The organism is Flavonifractor sp. HCP28S3_F3 (assembly GCF_052065355.1).
Lineage (GTDB): Bacteria > Bacillota > Clostridia > Oscillospirales > Oscillospiraceae > Flavonifractor.
On sequence record NZ_JBQHUF010000009.1, the window covers coordinates 78,324 to 95,073 of the forward strand.

At 59.4% G+C, this 16,750-nt stretch carries 18 protein-coding genes; 11 read left to right on the plus strand and 7 right to left on the minus strand.

All coding sequences use genetic code 11. The features are described from left to right. Window positions 1-24: 24 nt before the first annotated feature. Genes ACTNB1_RS09540 through ACTNB1_RS09555 form a run of 4 tightly spaced genes read left to right on the plus strand, consistent with a single transcriptional unit; the run spans window position 25 to window position 3,550 of the window. Window positions 25-897 carry a branched-chain amino acid ABC transporter permease gene (locus ACTNB1_RS09540; protein WP_441169098.1) on the plus strand — a complete coding sequence of 291 codons (873 nt, stop codon included), beginning with the start codon at window positions 25-27 and terminating at the stop codon, window positions 895-897. A 10-nt stretch (window positions 898-907) separates the two neighbouring features. Next, the gene (locus ACTNB1_RS09545) at window positions 908-1,987 is read left to right on the plus strand and encodes a branched-chain amino acid ABC transporter permease (protein ID WP_441169099.1); all 1,080 of its coding nucleotides are present in this window, start codon (window positions 908-910) and stop codon (window positions 1,985-1,987) included. Between the two features lie 32 nt (window positions 1,988-2,019). Further along, a complete protein-coding gene (locus ACTNB1_RS09550; RefSeq protein ID WP_441169120.1) occupies window positions 2,020-2,844 on the plus strand; it encodes an ABC transporter ATP-binding protein in 825 nt (274 codons plus the stop codon). A 4-nt stretch (window positions 2,845-2,848) separates the two neighbouring features. Continuing rightward, a complete protein-coding gene (locus ACTNB1_RS09555; RefSeq protein WP_441169100.1) occupies window positions 2,849-3,550 on the plus strand; it encodes an ABC transporter ATP-binding protein in 702 nt (233 codons plus the stop codon). An 89-nt stretch (window positions 3,551-3,639) separates the two neighbouring features. Here the strand turns inward: ACTNB1_RS09555 and ACTNB1_RS09560 are convergent, their stop codons facing one another. Genes ACTNB1_RS09560 through ACTNB1_RS09575 form a run of 4 tightly spaced genes read right to left on the minus strand, consistent with a single transcriptional unit; the run spans window position 3,640 to window position 7,502 of the window. Then, window positions 3,640-4,494, minus strand: a complete 855-nt coding sequence (locus tag ACTNB1_RS09560; protein ID WP_441169101.1) for an acetoacetate decarboxylase family protein — start codon at window positions 4,492-4,494, stop codon at window positions 3,640-3,642. Continuing rightward, window positions 4,495-4,797, minus strand: a complete 303-nt coding sequence (locus ACTNB1_RS09565) for an AtuA-related protein (protein ID WP_441169102.1) — start codon at window positions 4,795-4,797, stop codon at window positions 4,495-4,497. A gap of 1 nt (window position 4,798) precedes the next feature. Continuing rightward, window positions 4,799-6,148 carry an acyclic terpene utilization AtuA family protein gene (locus ACTNB1_RS09570; RefSeq protein WP_441169104.1) on the minus strand — a complete coding sequence of 450 codons (1,350 nt, stop codon included), beginning with the start codon at window positions 6,146-6,148 and terminating at the stop codon, window positions 4,799-4,801. A gap of 37 nt (window positions 6,149-6,185) precedes the next feature. Continuing rightward, window positions 6,186-7,502, minus strand: a complete 1,317-nt coding sequence (locus tag ACTNB1_RS09575; RefSeq protein WP_441169105.1) for a CitMHS family transporter — start codon at window positions 7,500-7,502, stop codon at window positions 6,186-6,188. A gap of 268 nt (window positions 7,503-7,770) precedes the next feature. Between ACTNB1_RS09575 and ACTNB1_RS09580 the strand changes: the two genes are divergently transcribed. Together ACTNB1_RS09580 and ACTNB1_RS09585 are read left to right on the plus strand one after the other, a co-directional pair. Beyond that, window positions 7,771-9,177: a sigma-54 interaction domain-containing protein gene (locus ACTNB1_RS09580; protein ID WP_441169106.1), complete on the plus strand. Its 1,407-nt coding sequence runs from the start codon at window positions 7,771-7,773 to the stop codon at window positions 9,175-9,177. A 93-nt stretch (window positions 9,178-9,270) separates the two neighbouring features. Then, complete coding sequence (locus ACTNB1_RS09585) at window positions 9,271-10,125, plus strand: zinc dependent phospholipase C family protein (RefSeq protein WP_441169107.1); 855 nt, start codon at window positions 9,271-9,273, stop codon at window positions 10,123-10,125. A 51-nt stretch (window positions 10,126-10,176) separates the two neighbouring features. On the opposite strand, the gene ACTNB1_RS09590 is transcribed toward ACTNB1_RS09585, so the two are convergent. The 3 genes from ACTNB1_RS09590 to ACTNB1_RS09600 form a co-directional block, all read right to left on the minus strand. Next, on the minus strand, window positions 10,177-10,944 hold the full coding sequence (locus tag ACTNB1_RS09590) for a TIGR03915 family putative DNA repair protein (RefSeq protein WP_441169108.1): 768 nt from the start codon (window positions 10,942-10,944) through the stop codon (window positions 10,177-10,179). Between the two features lie 10 nt (window positions 10,945-10,954). Further along, on the minus strand, window positions 10,955-12,220 hold the full coding sequence (locus tag ACTNB1_RS09595; protein WP_441169109.1) for a putative DNA modification/repair radical SAM protein: 1,266 nt from the start codon (window positions 12,218-12,220) through the stop codon (window positions 10,955-10,957). Between the two features lie 125 nt (window positions 12,221-12,345). Beyond that, the gene (locus tag ACTNB1_RS09600) at window positions 12,346-13,104 is read right to left on the minus strand and encodes a tRNA lysidine(34) synthetase (RefSeq protein ID WP_441169111.1); all 759 of its coding nucleotides are present in this window, start codon (window positions 13,102-13,104) and stop codon (window positions 12,346-12,348) included. A gap of 222 nt (window positions 13,105-13,326) precedes the next feature. Between ACTNB1_RS09600 and rplM the strand changes: the two genes are divergently transcribed. The 5 genes from rplM (at window position 13,327) to ACTNB1_RS09625 (ending at window position 16,619) form a co-directional block, all read left to right on the plus strand. Then, a complete protein-coding gene (gene rplM / locus ACTNB1_RS09605; protein WP_191398093.1) occupies window positions 13,327-13,758 on the plus strand; it encodes a 50S ribosomal protein L13 in 432 nt (143 codons plus the stop codon). Between the two features lie 17 nt (window positions 13,759-13,775). Then, window positions 13,776-14,180 (plus strand): 30S ribosomal protein S9, encoded by a 405-nt coding sequence (gene rpsI / locus ACTNB1_RS09610; RefSeq protein ID WP_441169113.1) that lies wholly within the window; start codon window positions 13,776-13,778, stop codon window positions 14,178-14,180. Window positions 14,181-14,623: 443 nt separating this feature from the next. Next, a complete protein-coding gene (locus ACTNB1_RS09615; protein ID WP_096920177.1) occupies window positions 14,624-15,445 on the plus strand; it encodes a ParA family protein in 822 nt (273 codons plus the stop codon). Further along, the gene (locus tag ACTNB1_RS09620) at window positions 15,402-16,331 is read left to right on the plus strand and encodes a ParB/RepB/Spo0J family partition protein (RefSeq protein ID WP_316687452.1); all 930 of its coding nucleotides are present in this window, start codon (window positions 15,402-15,404) and stop codon (window positions 16,329-16,331) included. The genes ACTNB1_RS09615 and ACTNB1_RS09620 overlap by 44 nt, the downstream gene beginning before the upstream one ends. A 12-nt stretch (window positions 16,332-16,343) precedes the next feature. Then, on the plus strand, window positions 16,344-16,619 hold the full coding sequence (locus ACTNB1_RS09625) for a DUF5720 family protein (RefSeq protein WP_002596213.1): 276 nt from the start codon (window positions 16,344-16,346) through the stop codon (window positions 16,617-16,619). Window positions 16,620-16,750 lie beyond the last annotated feature (131 nt).

The window sequence follows — 16,750 nt, forward strand, 5'->3', positions numbered from 1 at the left end:
AGTATATAGAGAGAGGTGAATGGTTTGAGCTTCCTCAATAATCTGATCACTGGCATCAGTCTGGGCAGCGTCTACGCCATCATCGCCCTGGGCTACACCATGGTGTACGGCATCGCCAAGATGCTGAACTTTGCCCACGGCGACATTATTATGGTAGGTGCCTATGTGATTTTCTTTGCCACCGGCAGCTTTGGCCTGAATCCCATCATTGGTATTCTGCTGGCCGTGGTGGTGTGTACCATCCTGGGCGTGGTCATTGAAGGTCTGGCCTACAAGCCCCTGCGGCAGGCGTCCTCCCTGGCGGTACTGATCACCGCCATCGGCGTCAGCTACTTTTTGCAGAACGCCGCTCTGCTGCTGTGGAGCGCCAACCCCAAGGTGTTTACCTCCGTCATTCCTGAGGGCTCCCTGTCCATCGGCGGTGTGAACATCACCTACGTGTCCCTGGTCACGGTGCTGGCCTGTATCGTCATCATGCTGGCCCTCACCTGGTTCACCAGCAAGACCAAGATGGGCAAGGCCATGCGGGCCTGCTCGGAGGATAAGGCGGCGGCTCAGCTCATGGGCATCAATGTCAACCGCACCATCTCCATGACCTTCGCCATCGGCTCCGCTCTGGCTGCTATCGCCAGCGCCCTGCTCTTCTCCAGCTACAAGAACCTGATCCCCACCAGCGGCTCCCTGCCCGGCATCAAGGCCTTTACCGCCGCCGTGTTCGGCGGCATCGGCTCCATCCCCGGCGCTATGCTGGGCGGCATCCTGCTGGGCATCATCGAGACCTTTGCCAAGGTGATCAACACCAACATCTCCGACGCGGTGGTGTTCGCCGTGCTCATCATCGTGCTGCTGGTCAAGCCCGCCGGTCTGCTGGGCAAGACCATCCGCGAGAAAGTGTGAGGTGGCGGATATGAAAAAGCTTTCTCCCGGCCGCAAGCGGCTGGTCAATAACTGTATTACTTACGGCATCGTTATCGCCGCCTTCATCATCCTCCAGATCTGCAACGCCGGCGGCCTGCTGTCTCCCTCCATCCAGGGCCAGCTGGTGCCCATCTGCGCCTATGTGGTCATGGCCATCGCTCTGAACCTGGTGGTAGGCATCTCCGGTGAGCTGAGTCTGGGCCACGCGGGCTTTATGAGCGTGGGCGCCTTCTCCGGCGTGGTGGCCGCGGCTTCCCTGCAGGAGGCCATTCCCAATGCCGCCCTGCGCCTGACTGTGGCCATGATCATCGGCGCGGTGCTGGCCGGTGTGGCTGGTGTCATCGTGGGCGTACCCGTGCTGCGTCTGCGGGGCGACTACCTGGCCATCGTCACCCTGGCTTTCGGCGAGATCATCCGCAACATCTTCAACGTGCTCTATGTGGGCGTGGACGAGAACGGTCTCCACTTCTCCCTCCAGAACGAGATGGCCCTGGGCCTGGCCGAGGGCGGCAAGTCCATCCTGAAGGGCCCCATGGGCTTTACCAGCAACGTGAAGCTGGCCACCTTCACCGCCGGCTTCATCCTGATCCTCATTACCCTTACCATCGCCCTGAACCTGATCAACAGCCGCTCCGGCCGGGCCATCATGGCCCTGCGGGACAACCGCATCGCCGCTGAGAGCGTGGGCATCGGCGCCACCAAGTACAAGCTGATGGCCTTCGTCACCTCCGCCGTGCTGGCGGGCGCCGCCGGCGTGCTGTACGCCATGAACTACTCCTCCATGGCACCCAAGAAGTTCGACTTCAACACCTCCATCCTGATCCTGGTGTTCGTGGTGCTGGGCGGCATCGGCAACATCCGCGGCTCCATCATCGCCGCAGCCTTCCTGACCTACCTGCCCGAGCTGCTGCGTAACTTCAACCTGGATGAGTACCGGATGCTGGTGTACGCCATCGTCCTGATCCTGGTGATGCTGGTCACCAACAACCCCATGCTGAAAAGCGTATTTACCTTCGCCGGCCGGAAGGCCAGGAAGGAAGAAGCCGAGAAGGGAGGCGCGGTACAGTGAACGAGCGGCTCAAGAACAAGCAGCCCACCAAAATGGTGCCTGTGCCCAGCCATTCCATCGTCCCCGAGCGAGACGTGGATAAGCCCCCCATCCTGGAGTGCCAGCACCTGGGCATCGACTTCGGCGGCCTGACCGCCGTCAACGAGTTCAACCTCACCGTGGGCCGCACCGAGATCGCCGGCCTCATCGGCCCCAACGGCGCGGGCAAGACCACGGTGTTCAACCTGCTGACCAAGGTGTACCAGCCCACCCGGGGCACCATCCTGCTGGACGGCAAGGATACCCACGGCATGAATACCGTGCAGGTGAATAAGGCGGGCATCGCCCGTACCTTCCAGAACATCCGTCTGTTTGACAAGCTGACCGTGGAGGACAACGTGAAGATCGGCCTCCACAATCAGATCCGCTATCCCATGTGGAGCGGCGTGCTCCGCCTGCCCGGCTACTGGAAGAAGGAAAAGCTGGCCCACGACAGCGCTATGGAGCTGCTGAGCATCTTCGACATGCAGGACCTGGCCAATCACCAGGCTGGCTCTCTGCCCTACGGAGCCCAGCGCCGGCTGGAGATCATCCGCGCCCTGGCCACCAACCCCTCTCTGCTGCTGCTGGACGAGCCGGCGGCGGGCATGAACCCCTCCGAGACCGCAGACCTGATGGAAAATATCCTGAAGATCCGGGACACCTTCCAGATTGCCATCATGCTCATCGAGCACGATATGAACCTGGTCATGGGCATCTGCGAGGGCATCTGCGTGCTCAACTTCGGTCAGATCATCGCCAAGGGTACCCCCGCTGAGATCCAGGCCAACCCCAAGGTGGTGGAGGCCTACCTGGGCAGCCAGAAGAAGGAGGGCTGACGCCATGCTGAAGGTCAATAACATCAACGTCTACTACGGCGCCATCCACGCCATCAAGGACGTGTCCTTTGAGGTCAACGACGGTGAGATCGTCACCCTCATCGGCGCCAACGGCGCCGGCAAGTCCACCACCCTGCAGACCATTTCCGGCCTGCTCCGCTCCCGCACCGGCTCCATCGAGTTTATGGGCAAGGATATCGGCAGCGTGCCTCCCGACAAGCTGGTGGCCCACGGCCTGGCCCAGGTGCCGGAAGGCCGGCGGGTGTTCCTCCAGATGACGGTGGAGGAGAACCTGGAGATGGGCGCCTTTACCCAGCCCAACTCCACCATTGCCCCCAATATGGAGAAGGTGTACGCCCAGTTCCCCCGTCTGAAGGAGCGCCGGAAGCAGGTGGCGGGCACCCTATCCGGCGGCGAGCAGCAGATGCTGGCCATGGGACGTGCCCTCATGTCCAACCCCAAGCTGCTGATGCTGGATGAGCCCTCCATGGGCCTGGCTCCCATCCTGGTGGAGCAGATCTTCGATATCATCAAGCAGCTGCACCAGGCGGGCACCACCATCCTGCTGGTGGAGCAGAACGCTCAGATGGCCCTCAGCGTGGCCGACCGCGGCTACGTGCTGGAGACCGGACGGGTCACCCTCTCCGGCCCCGGCAAGGAGCTGTTGGCCGACGAGGCCGTGAAGAAAGCTTACCTGGGTGGCTGAGCAAAAGTTATATGGATACACGCAAAAGGAGCACCGCGATTTCGCGGTGCTCCTTTTGCATAGATAAGAGAGAAGTGAAAGAAAGCGAATCAAAGAACGGGGCGCTGGTCGTACACATCGTTGTAATGCTTCAGCTTGGTGCTCCAGCCGCCCAGAACACGCAGGACAGGCAGGGCGGCCAATCCCTGCACCACATGGTACTGCGTGGGCATATCCTCCCATGAGGGGATCTGCCAGGAGAGAGAGCCGGTACACCAGTGGCGCTCCGGCGGAGGGAGGGGCGGCAGACCCTCGGGCGGCACGAAGCCGCTGGGGGAGAGGGTCACGTAAGCCGTGTCCGCGGCGGAAAAGCCGTCACCGGTGTGGGGAATGTATTTATAGTGGAGCAGCCCCTGATCCTCTGGATCGGAGACAAAGGGAAGAAGGGCATCTTCCCCGGCAGGAGGCTGCTGCCTGCGGAAGCGCAGCTCCAGGAAGGGGAAGCCCCAGGAGGAGAGCTGAGCGCTGGACCACTCACGGAAGGTGTGGAGATCTTCGATCTCTGCGTATAGCTTGGAGTAGCCCAGCTGCTCCCGGCCGCAGAGGATGGGATCGGCGTGGTTTTCCCAGATAGCCAGCTGGTAGCGCCCCGTTATGGTCTCCTTCTGCCCGCGATAGGTGACGGGGGTGTTGAAGGTGACCACATTATAGCCCCGTCCTGCCAGCCAGGGCAGATCGCGGTGCATTTTGTGGGTGACGATGACGTGAGGGCTCCTGAGAGAGAAGCCTTCCGGAAGATAGTTCTCCAGAAGCTGAGGAGAGGTCTCATAGACCAGGGAATGCTGGATGCTGGTCTGAGGCCCATCGGCAAAAAAGCGCTCGCCCAGGGGACCGCTCCTGGGCCCGCAGCAGGGTCCGAAATGGACCGGCATCTGGTAGGTGCGCCCGGGCTGAAAGCGGAACATTTATTCCACCTCCATCTCCAGCAGGGCGGAGCTCAGGGCCTTTCCGTGCTTGTCCATAGCCAGGCTCCGGAGCACGCCGCCGCCCAGCGCCTGCTCCATGACGAAATTCAGGGCGCAGATGCCGTCCACCTCATAGCGGGTTACAGTTCCTTTGCAGATGTCGGAGAAATATTCCTTGACCCGCTGGGCGGTCACCTTTTCCTTCAGCATGGGATAGTCCGCTTCATTCCAGGGGATCAGGGAGATGTTGGAGATATCCCCCTTGTCTCCGGTGCGGGAGTGGCAGATCTCTTTCAGCTTCATATCAAATCACCTCGTATGTGACCTGGGGCTTTACCTTGTCCCGGGGCAGGAAGAAGGAGAACACAGAAATGATCTCCGAAATATGCATGGTGGCGCCGCCGCCGCCGGCAGGCCCGTTGGTGTAGATGGAGTCCCCTTCGTTGGAGACTTTGACAGCGTTTGCGCGGTCGTCCGTCCGAACCGCCACATGGAGCCGGACCTCTCCCGGCGGCGCGCTGCAGAGCAGAGCGCCGATCTTATCCCGGTACAGGGAGTTGTAGCCGATGTAATCCACCCGGGTCTCGCTGTATTGGACGCCCAGACGATCCAGCCGCTTCAGGAACACATCTCCGGCCAGCCGGGCCCGCTCCAGGGCGTTGCTGCCGCCGTAGCTGATCTCGCAGTCGGTGATGAAGCTGTCCCGGTAGCAAACGTTGACCTTCAGCGTCTGGGGTACGCCGTGGCTGGTGGCGCCCCAGGCGGATACCCGGTCCTTACCATCGGAGGTAAAGCGCACCTGGGAGAAGTCCGCGATGGCGTCGGGGGTAAAGTAAGCTGTGGGGTCATGGATCTCATAGAGCATCTGCTCCTTGCAGGTATCCACGCACACCAGACCGCCGGTGCCCTCCACCTTGGTCAGTACAAAGTGGCCGGTCTCGTCAAACTCCACCAGGGGGAAGCCCAGATTGTCCAGATCAGGGACATCCTTATAGCCCGGATCGGCGTAATATCCGCCGGTGACCTGCCCGCCGCATTCCAGAAGATGACCGGCCAGAATGCACTGGCCCAGCTCCCGCTGGTTCTCGGCCGTCCAGCCGTATTCAAAGCAGAGGGGCGCCAGGGTCAGCGTGGGGTCGGATACCCGGCCGGTGATTACCACGTCGGCGCCGTTGCGCAGCGCCTCGATGATCCCCTCCGCGCCCATATAGGCGTTGGCGGAGACGATGCGCTCCTTCCAGTCTCCCACACGGCCGGGGAACTCCAGAATAGGCTGGCTGTCATACTCGTCCAGCGTCTCATAGACGCTGTCCCCGGTGACAGCTGCAAATTTCAGGCCGGTGATGCCCTGCGCTTTGGCAATCTCCATCGCCTTGGCCACAGCGGCCTGAGGATTGACCGCGCCCATATTGGTGATAATCTTCACCCCGTGCTCTTTTGCGGGCTTCAGAACCTGGGACAGCCGGTATTCCAGCAGGCGACTGTAACCCTTGGTGGGGTCCTGCAGCATTTCCTGCCGGGCCAGGCCGATGGTGCGCTCGGCCAGACACTCGAAGATGATGTAGTCCAGCTTGCCCTGGCGGATCAGCGTGACCGCAGGGTCCACACGGTCGCCTGCAAAGCCGGCGCCGCCGCCGATGCGAATTTTCTTCATGTCAAACAGATCCTTTCTTGGTGATACGCGGCCTCTGTCAGATGATCAGCCCGAACAGGGTCAGGAAGATCAGCAGTACGATAGAGAGGGGCCAGACAAACTTGATGGTAAACTTCTGATGCTCGCCCAGATCCAGGTCGCACATGCCGCTGAGCAGCAGAGTGGCCGGAGTAAGGGGGGTGATGGCCCAGCCCAGAGTGAGCTGACCCACCAGTGCGGCGTAGCAGATTCCCTCGCCGGAAAGTCCCATAGCGGAAGCGCTCTGGGTAAGTACGGGCAGGATGCCGTAATAGAAGGTGTCCGCGTCGAAGACCAGAGACAGCGGAACGGCGAAGATGCCCACCAGGAAGGGGACGAAGCGAGCCAGAGCGTCGGGAATCAGACTGACCAGGGTGTTAGCCATGGCGGTGGCCATGCCGGACTCGGTCAGTACACCCATGAGGACGCCGGCGCCGTAGAGGGCGCTGACCACGAATACCACATTGGCGCCGTGGAGACGGATGATCTTTTGCTGGTCGGACAGCTTGCGGTAGTTGATGATCCAGGCTACCGCGGTTCCGGTGAGGAAGGCGGCGCCGGGGGTGAGGATGCCGGAGATCATGAGGGCAACGACCAGCACGATGAGGATGAGGTTGGGTACCACCAGCTTGGGCCGCAGCAGGGAGCGCTCCTCCTCGCTGAGCTCGGCCTCCTGGTGCTGGGTTACCACAGAGCTGTAGTCAAAGCCCTCCGCCTTCAGCCGCTTGACCTCGGACAGGCCCAGCAGCACCACGGGGATAATGCCCACGGCGATGGTGAGCAGGATGGGTACCAGCATGGGCTGGAAGAACTGGGTCAGGTCGGCCTCCATGACCACGGAAGCCCGCAGCGTGGGGCCGCCCCAGGGGGAGATGTTCATCAGGCCGGAGCCCATAGCCAGGATGCAGGCCAGATTCCGCAGCCGCATGTGCATCTGCTTGTAAATGGGGACCATGGCGCCGCACACCAGCAGCACCGTAGTGGTTGCCGAGCCGTCCAGGTGGCCCACGATGGAGAGTGCATAGGTGCCGATGCACACATACAAGGGATTGCCGCGGCAGCAGCGGATGATAAAACGTACGATGGGGTCAAAGGCGCCGGCGGTCATCATGGTGCCGAAGAACAAAATGGCGAATACGAACATCACGCCATTGACAGCCACGGTGGAGATGCCGGCCGACAAAAAGTCGGGAATGCTGGAGAATTCGCCCACCAGGACCGCACCGATCAGGGGAATGACGGAAAGGGCCACCATAGTGGACAGTTTTTTGCTCATGATGGATACAATGATCCCGATTACGACGAGAAAGCCAACGATACTCAACCAAAGTTCCATACTTGATTCCTCCCTGCTTTCTTTTTCTGTTACATACCTGTGCAAACAGCGTTTGCTGTGGCCTGTGCCTCCTTTCTCCGGTTCGGAACTGCACAGAAGAAGAGCAAATGCTGTGCCAAATTGAAAAGAGAGGGAGGTGGGCGGGAAAAGCCTTGAGAAATGGGACGTTTTGTGATAGGATGCTTGGGAAAGAGTGAAGCAAAAATGATACAATGTATCAATTTTGCTTCAAAATTTGTAGCCTATTTGATATAAGGGGGCGGGATGGGTGACCATTCAGGAGCTGATTGAACGATACCCCAAGGAATTTGCCGCCTATGCCGAGCGGGTGCTGGACAGCTATTTCGGAAATATTTTTGTGACCTACCGCAATCATAAGATCCTATACGTCAATGAGAAGATGGCGGCTTCCATCCACATGACGAAGGAGGAGCTGACGGGCATGACGCTGGAGGAGCTGCGGGAGCAGAAGCTGTGGCTGCGCTCCGTTTCTCAGGAGCTCTACCAGAAAAAGCAGCCCTTTAACGCCTACAACGTCAGCCGCTGGGGGGACGAGCTGTTTACCCACATCGAGCCCATTTTTGATGAACAAGGCGAGGTGGTCATGAGTGCGCAGTTTTCCATTCCCAAGCGCATGCTGACTGCCTTTTCTCAGTACGTGGATACAGAGCGGACCAGCTTTCAGAACTATAAAGACATTGCCGAGTATCTGGATGCCCGGCAGGGAGCGGCAGAGGGTCTTGTGTTTGATTCTCCTGCCGCCAAAGCGGCGTTTGGAGATGCGCTGTATCTGGCCAGAATGGACAGCACGGTGCTGATCTGCGGTGAGACAGGCACAGGAAAGGATGTGCTGGCCAACTATATTTATCATAACAGCAAGCGCACCAACCAGCCTTTTGTCCCTGTAAACTGCTCAGCCATTCCAGCGGAGCTGGTGGAGTCGGAGTTTTTTGGCTATGAGCGGGGGGCCTTTACCGGCGCCAGGAATTCCGGCAAGCCGGGCCTGTTTGAAATGGCGGATCAGGGCACGCTGTTTCTGGACGAGGTGGGTGAGCTGTCCCTGTCCATGCAGGCCAAGCTGCTGCGGGTGCTGGAGACCGGCGAGGTGATGCGGGTGGGCGGCACGAAAATGATCCGCACGGACGTGCGGGTGATCGCTGCCACCAACCGGGATCTGAAGCGGATGGTGGCGGAGCACAAATTCAGAGAAGATCTCTACTATCGCCTGAATGTAATGCCGCTGTTCCTGCCGCCGCTGCGGGAGCGCAGGGAGGATATCCTGCCTCTGGCCCGACTGTTTTTGTCCAGGAACAACCGGAAATATGATCTGGAGCGGGTGCTTACTCCGGAGATGGAGCGCGGGCTCCTGGAATATCCCTGGCCCGGCAATATCCGTGAGCTGCGCAATGTGATAGAGCGGTACGCCATCTCAGGGCGGATGGATATTGCCCCTCCCGCGATGGAGGCGGTGGCCGAAAGCTCGGAGACGGCAGAGGAGCCCCGGGAGGGACTGCCCCTGCACCAGGCGTGCGCCGAGTTTGAGCAGGCCTATATCCGCCAGGCCATGGAGGACTGCGGCGGCTCCGTGTCCAAAGCCGCGGAGCGTTTGGGGATCCACCGCACCCTGCTGTACAAGAAGCTGAAGAAAATGGAAGGGACAGAGAAGCCGGTCTGAAGCAGATTCTGGTTCCAATTTTATAGCAGGCATGATATAATATAAACGTTGGGATTGTTTTTCTGGATACATAAGAAGGAGCGAGCGCCAATTATGCCGAATTACTACGCCCATCTGAAATTTGGAGACAGAGTGCTGGCAGATCTGCCGCCGAAGCTGGCCCGCGCCATTGAGGAGGAGCGGGAGGCTTTTGATCTGGGCTGTCTGGGCCCGGACCCCCTGTTTTTCTACCAGCCCATCCGCCCCAACGCCGTCCGGCGGGAGGGGGTGCGGATGCACCGCAAGTCTGCCCTTCCGGCGGTAGAGCGGCTGCGCCAGGCTATTGAAGAGGATGTGCCCATGTCGGTGGGCTACGGGGCCGGTTTCCTGTGCCACCTGGCCCTGGACAATGCCTGCCACGGCTATGTGAACCAGCGGGCCGTGGATGGCCCCATCTCCCATATGGCCATGGAGGGTGAGTACGACCGGATGCTCATTGAGAACGACGGGCTGGACGGTTTTGAGCGGGCATATCTGCCCCGGATCCCCGGGCGTAACTCCCAGGTGTGGGACGCCGCATCCCGGGCCTATTACCATGCCTCTCCCCGTCAGATGCACTGGGCCTGCCGCTCCATGCACCTGTATCTGAACATTTTTGCCCGCTCCAATGGCCGGGCTGCCGGCAAGGTCATCGGTGCGGTGAGCCATGCGCTGCCCATCCGCTCCGCCAAGGGCGTGGCATTGAAGCGCAAACCCCACCCCTCAGCCAAGGAGAGCAACGCCCATCTGGACCGGCTGATGGAGGGCGCCGTCTCTGAGACGGCGGAGCAGATCACTGCCTTTTTCCGTGCCATTGAGGCGGAGCGTCCCGTGCCCCGCTGGTTTGACCGGGACTTTAAGGGCGAGCCTGTCACCATGCCGATGCAGACCTATTTCCGGGCGCCTACGGGCTACTATCTCATTACTTAATATTCAGCGATAAAGCCCCGCTCCGCGCTTAGCGCAGAGCGGGGCTTTTCTTTATGAGGGTAATCCCGTTTGCTCCGTTTGAAATTCGGTCATGGTATTCCAGTAACGCTTGGGCATGTGGGTCATACGGCACTTGGGATTGTACCGTCCTTCAATGGAGATGGTGTTGTAAAACCGCCGCCACAGCCGCCGATAGTCCAGCTCCTCCTGCCCGGGCAGATCCAGATGGAACTCCGCCAAGGGGACAATAGCCCACTGACCCGGCTGGTAAAACAGGGCCTCCTTGTGGGTGCGATCGTAGAGGACAAAGGATTCCCGGCTGTATCGGGTGCAGAAATGAGACCGCAGCAGGGGAAGTACCCGATTCTTGGGCTCGATCTCCCCGATGAGCAGCCCCTCCTGCTCGGAAAAACGGGTAAATCCCTTGAACTGGTGGGCCTCTCCGGTGAGGTGCTGGACGGCTTTGGAGAGGATGTTCACCCGGTCGTCAGTGAGGTCCCGCACTACCCCCGGGCCGCGTTCATAGCCAAGCCGCAAAAACTCCCACAGAACCAGCTCCTTTTCCGGCAGGCAGGTGAGGAAGCCGTGGACCACCAGATGCCGCCCCTGTACGCCGATCTTTTTGTCCAGGGACTGATAGACTCGTCTGGCGTGGGCCTGGTCGGTGGTCACCTGCCGCTCCGGCCACAGGGAGAACCGCCCGTCCTCCGGCCCCAGGAAGCAGGCGGGAGCCTCTTTGTGGAGGTAGGCCTCAAACACACAGCACAAAAATCCGGCAAAGCTGCCGTCATAGTGGTAACTGACCTGAGTCCAGCCCATGTGATCCTCCTTATCCCGTCTGTTCGAACAGGGACAGCTGCTCCGGCGCCCCCTGGGCCAGCATAGGCCGCTCCTGGGCCACCAGATGGCGGAGCACCCCGTCAGGATTGACCCGTAGGCCCTCCAGCATCTTTCCCGAGCAGGTGAGGAAGTACTGGGCCCGCTTCAGCACCACCCCCAGCTTCTTCAGCCCCTCAAAGGTGAGGGGCCCGCACCGCCGGGCGGTGAGGATGCGTTTGGCTGACACCACACCAATACCGGGCACCCGCAGCAGAGCCTCATAGTCCGCCCGGTTGACCTCCACCGGGAAAAACTCCATATGTCCCAAGGCCCAGGAGCACTTGGGGTCCACCAGAGGATTGAAGTTGGGATGGGCCTCGTCCAGCAGCTCCTCCGCCCGGAAGTGGTAGAACCGCAGCAGCCAGTCGGCCTGGTACAGCCGGTGCTCCCGCAGGAGGGGCGGCTTGAAGTCCTGCCGGGCGGGAAGAAGGGAACTGTCCGACACCGGCATATAGGCCGAGTAAAACACCCGCTTCAGCTTGTACTTGTCGTACAGCGCTTGGGTGAGGGTGAGGATGTGTTTGTCGCTCTCCGGGGTGGCTCCGATGATCATCTGGGTGGACTGACCCGCCGGAGCAAACCGGGGAGCGTGTTTGTACTTGACCAGCTCCCCCTTGGACACCTGGATGCCATCCCGGATCTGAGCCATGGGCGCCAGAATGGCTCCCTTCTGTTTGTCGGGACACAGCCTGTGGAGGCTGTCCTCGCTGGGCAGCTCGATGTTGACGCTCAAACGGTCGGCCAGCAGCCCCAGCTGCCGGGTGAGCCCCGGGTCAGCCCCTGGGATGGCCTTAGCGTGGATGTAGCCGTGAAAGCCGTACTCCTGCCGCAACAGCCGCAGAGCCTGGATCATGGCCTCGGTGGTACGGTCCGGGCTGCCCCATACGGCGGAGGAGAGAAAGAGCCCCTCAATGTAGTTGCGCCGGTAAAAGCCGATGGTGAGCTCCGCCAGCTCCCGGGGAGTGAAGGCGGTGCGGGGCAGGTCGTTGGACCGGCGGTTGACGCAGTACTGGCAGTCGTAGATGCACCGGTTGGTCATCAGTACCTTTAATAAGGAGATGCACCGGCCGTCGGCGGAAAAGGAGTGGCAGCACCCGGCGGCCATGGTGCTGCCCAGCCCGCCCCGGCCGCCGCCCCGGTCCACCCCGCTGGAGGTGCAGGCGGCGTCGTATTTGGCGGCGTCAGCCAGAGTCGTCAGCTTGTCCAGCAGCTCCACGGTGCTCTCCTCCTTTTTCGAACTGGTGTACGAACATTATATATCGAACAAACGTACCAGTCAAGAGGAGATAGCTGGAAACAAAAAAGCCCCGGAACGGGATAGACCCATTCCGGGGACTTTGCTCAAAGCTCTTCCGGAGGCGGCACCCGGCGGTGCTCCACCGGACCCCAGGCGGGGAGGGGCAGCCCCTGCATGGCGCCGAACACCCGACTTTTCAGGCCGGGATACTGCTTGTCCAGGGTTTTGATCAGTTCCTTGACCTCCTGCCGCTTGGTGTAGCCGTCGGCGGGGCAGGGGTTGAATACCACCGGCAGGTTGTTGCGCTCGGCGGCGTTGCGGATGAGGCCTTCCCCGCAGTAGAGCAGGGGGCGGATCTGGCTGATGCACATCCGGTCCAGCCAGGTCACCGGCTGGAAGCAGGACAGCCGCCCCTCGTAGAACAGGGAGAGGAAGAAGGTCTCCACCGCGTCGTCAAAGTGGTGGCCCAGGGCGATCTTGGAGATGCCGTGCTCCTTCAGGGCGTTATGCAGTGCCCCCCGGCGCATCTTGGCGCACATGGAGCAGGGGTTCTTCTCCTTCCGCAGGTCGAAGATGATGTGGTGGATCTCGGAGGGGAGGAGAGTGAAGGGCACGTCGATCTGCTTGCAGTACTCCGCCACCGGGGCAAAGTCCATCCCCACGCCTCCATCCACGTGGCCCATATCTAAGGTATAGGCCTCCACGGTGAAGGGCTTGGGGTAAAACTCCCGCAGCCGGGCCAGAGCGGTGAGGAGCACCAGGGAGTCCTTGCCGCCGGAAACTCCAACCGCCACCCGGTCTCCGGCCTGGATCATGTCGTAGTCCTCCACACAGCGGCGGACATAGCTCAGGATCTTGTTCATAAGCACCTCGAAAAAATCAAAAAATGAAATTGAGAAAACAAGAGATCAAGAGAGTATAAGCGAGAAAACAAGAGAAAAGCAAATCGTAATTTAAAAAAATCAGAAAACGTGTTGACACTTTGGAACTACGGTATTATAATACAAAACGCTCCAATCGTAAAGATTGGGGCCTGTATTCTGTTTAGACATATTTTTTTAGATATCAAAATTGGAGGTTTCACCATGTCCACTTTTATGGCCAACAAGGGGAACATCGTCCGCAAGTGGTATATCCTCGATGCGGCTGGTAAGCCCCTGGGCAAGACTGCCGCCACCGCCGCCACCCTGCTGCGGGGCAAGCACAAGCCCGAGTACACTCCCCATGCCGACTGCGGCGACTACGTCGTGATCGTCAACGCTGAGAAGGCCGTTCTGACCGGCAAGAAGCTGGAGCAGAAGTATTACCGCACCCACTCCGGCTGGGTGGGCGGCCTGAAGGAGACTCCCTACCGCCTGCTGATGCAGCAGAAGCCCGAGCTGGCCATGCGTGTGGCCGTCCGCGGCATGATGCCCCGCAACATCATCACCAAGGATTCTCTGTCCCGCCTGCACATCTACCGCGGCGCTGAGCATCCTCACACCGCCCAGAAGCCCGAAGCCTGGGCCGCGAACTAAGCAGGAGGTACAAGAGAATGTATAAGAGCAAGAAGCCTTATCTGTATGGCACTGGCCGCCGCAAGTCCTCCGTGGCCCGTGTGCATCTGTTCCCCAATGGTACCGGCGCTATCACCATCAACGGCCGGGACATTGACGATTACTTTGGCCTGGAGACCCTGAAGCTGATCGTGCGTCAGCCTCTGGCCACCACCGAGACCCTGGGCAAGGTTGACATCGAGGCTACCGTCGTGGGCGGCGGCGTGACCGGCCAGGCCGGCGCCATCCGTCACGGCATTGCCCGTGCCCTGCTGCAGGTCAACCCCGAGTACCGTGCCGCCCTGAAGGCTGCCGGCTTCCTGACCCGCGATCCTCGCATGAAGGAGCGCAAGAAGTACGGTCTGAAGGCCGCCCGCCGCGCTCCCCAGTTCTCCAAGCGCTAAACTTTATCAAAAGTGGTCAAAAACCCCGGAACTACGCAGTTTCCGGGGTTTTTCCTTTTTAAAAGGTTTGACGCAATTTGACACAACGAAGCCTCTTTTAACCCGTTTTCTATGGGTTAAATGGTGGACAACCACCCCAAAAAGAGGGCTTATGGGTTAAAAAATAGGACAACTGAGATGCGATTTTGGGCTGCCAAGGGGATGTTTATTTATACATCTCCAAGAGACCTTTTTCGTGAAAACGGTTTGTCTGAATTTGACCTAATTTGAACAAAAGAGAATAAATCTAATCGCCAAGCGCTCAGTATTTTTTACTGGGCGCTTTTTGCGTTTCCGAGGAATTTCATTCCGGGATAAGAAAAGCCCGTCACTTTCAATTTTTGAAGTGGCGGCTTTTTCTATTTCCAGAAGCCATAGAACAATTCAGAAATGAGGTGAAGTCATTGAACACGCAAATCATCGCCATCGCCAACCAGAAAGGCGGCGTTGGCAAGACAACCACCTGCGCGAACCTGGGGATCGGGCTGGCCCAGGCCGGAAAGAAAGTGCTGCTGATCGACGGAGACCCGCAAGGCAGCCTGACCATCAGCTTGGGCCACCCCCAGCCGGACAAGCTGCCCTTTACACTGTCCGACGCTATGGGCCGTATTCTGATGGACGAGCCGCTGCGCCCTGGCGAGGGTATCTTGCACCACCCGGAGGGGGTTGACCTGATGCCCGCCGACATCCAGCTCTCCGGTATGGAGGTCTCCCTGGTGAATGCCATGAGCCGTGAGACCATCCTGCGGCAGTATCTGGACACGCTCAAGGGACAGTATTCCCATATCCTGATTGACTGTCAGCCATCCCTGGGTATGCTCACGGTCAACGCCCTGGCCGCCGCCAACAGGGTCATAATCCCCGTTCAGGCGGAGTATCTGCCCGCCAAGGGCCTGGAACAGCTGCTCCAGACCGTAAATAAGGTGAAGCGGCAAATCAACCCCAAGCTCCAGATCGACGGCATATTGCTGACGATGGTGGACAACCGCACCAACTTTGCCAAGGAGATCGCTGCCCTGCTGCGGGAGACCTATGGCAGCAAAATCAAGGTGTTCGGCACCGAGATTCCCCATTCTGTCCGGGCAAAGGAGATCAGCGCCGAGGGCAAAAGCATTTTTGCCCATGACCCTAATGGCAAGGTGGCCGAGGGCTACAAGAATCTGACCAAGGAGGTGATAAAACTTGAAAAGCAGCGCGAAAAAAGTAGAACTGGCTCCATACGATGACTTGTTTTCCACCGAAGAAAGCCGCCAGGATGCCAAGCTGGAAAAAGTACGGGAAATCCCGCTGTCTGAGCTGCATCCTTTCAAGAACCATCCCTTCAAAGTCAAGGATGACGAGGCCATGATGGAGACCGCCGACAGTGTTCGGCAGTATGGTGTTCTGGTTCCGGCGATTGCCCGCCCGGACCCGGAAGGCGGCTATGAGCTGGTTGCCGGTCACAGGCGGCACCGGGCCAGTGAGCTGGCCGAGAAAGAAACCATGCCTGTCATTGTCCGAGACCTGGACGATGATGCCGCCACCATCATCATGGTGGACAGCAACTTGCAACGGGAAAGCCTGCTCCCCAGTGAAAGAGCATTTGCATACCGCATGAAGCTGGAGGCCATCAAACATCAAGGGGAACGCTCTGACTTAACTTCTCGCCAAGTTGGCGAGAAGTCGCAGACTTCTATTCAGCTTGTTGCAAGCCAAGCCGGTGAAAGCCAGAGGCAGGTGCAACGCTATATCCGCCTGACGGAGCTTATCCCCGAACTGCTGGATATGGTAGATGAAAAGAAAATCGCCCTCAACCCGGCTTATGAGCTGTCTTTCCTCAAAAAAGAGGAACAGCGGGACTTGCTGGACGCGATGGACAGCGAACAGGCTACCCCCTCTCTCTCCCAGGCGCAGCGGCTCAAGAAATACAGCCAGGAGGGACATCTGACCCTCGATATGATGCGTGTCATCATGGGTGAGGAAAAGAAAAGTGATCTCGACAAAGTGACTTTCACCTCCGACACCCTGCGGAAGTATTTCCCCAAAAGCTATACGCCCCAGCGGATGCAGGAAACTATCATCAAGCTGCTGGAGGCATGGCAGAAAAAGCGCCAGAGAGACCAGGAACGATGAAAGGAGCCGCCTATGAGGGATATTTCAGCCCGTGAGCTGAAAGGACACAACATTCTCGCCGTGGAGCGTTTCCAGGACAGCACCCGATGGATGATCGAGTTTTCCGTCCTGCGTCCCTGCTCCTACGGTAGTCCCGGTGATGAAATGCGGCTGTTTCTCACGGAGGACGGGTATCAGGCCGCCCTCGTAAGCCAGAAGCGCCGGGAAATCAAAATCAAGCGGTATGCCCGTGTGATCGAGGGCCATGTCCTCGACTTCAAGCCGGACAAGCGCCGCCGCCACCCGTAAACCCATCATCACTACGAAAGGAAAGGAATGAATATGTGTACTGTCCAGAGCATCAAGGATGCCATCCGGGAAAACTGCCAGTCCCAATATGACATGGAATCCACCGACATTGACCGGGTTTTGCAGACCCT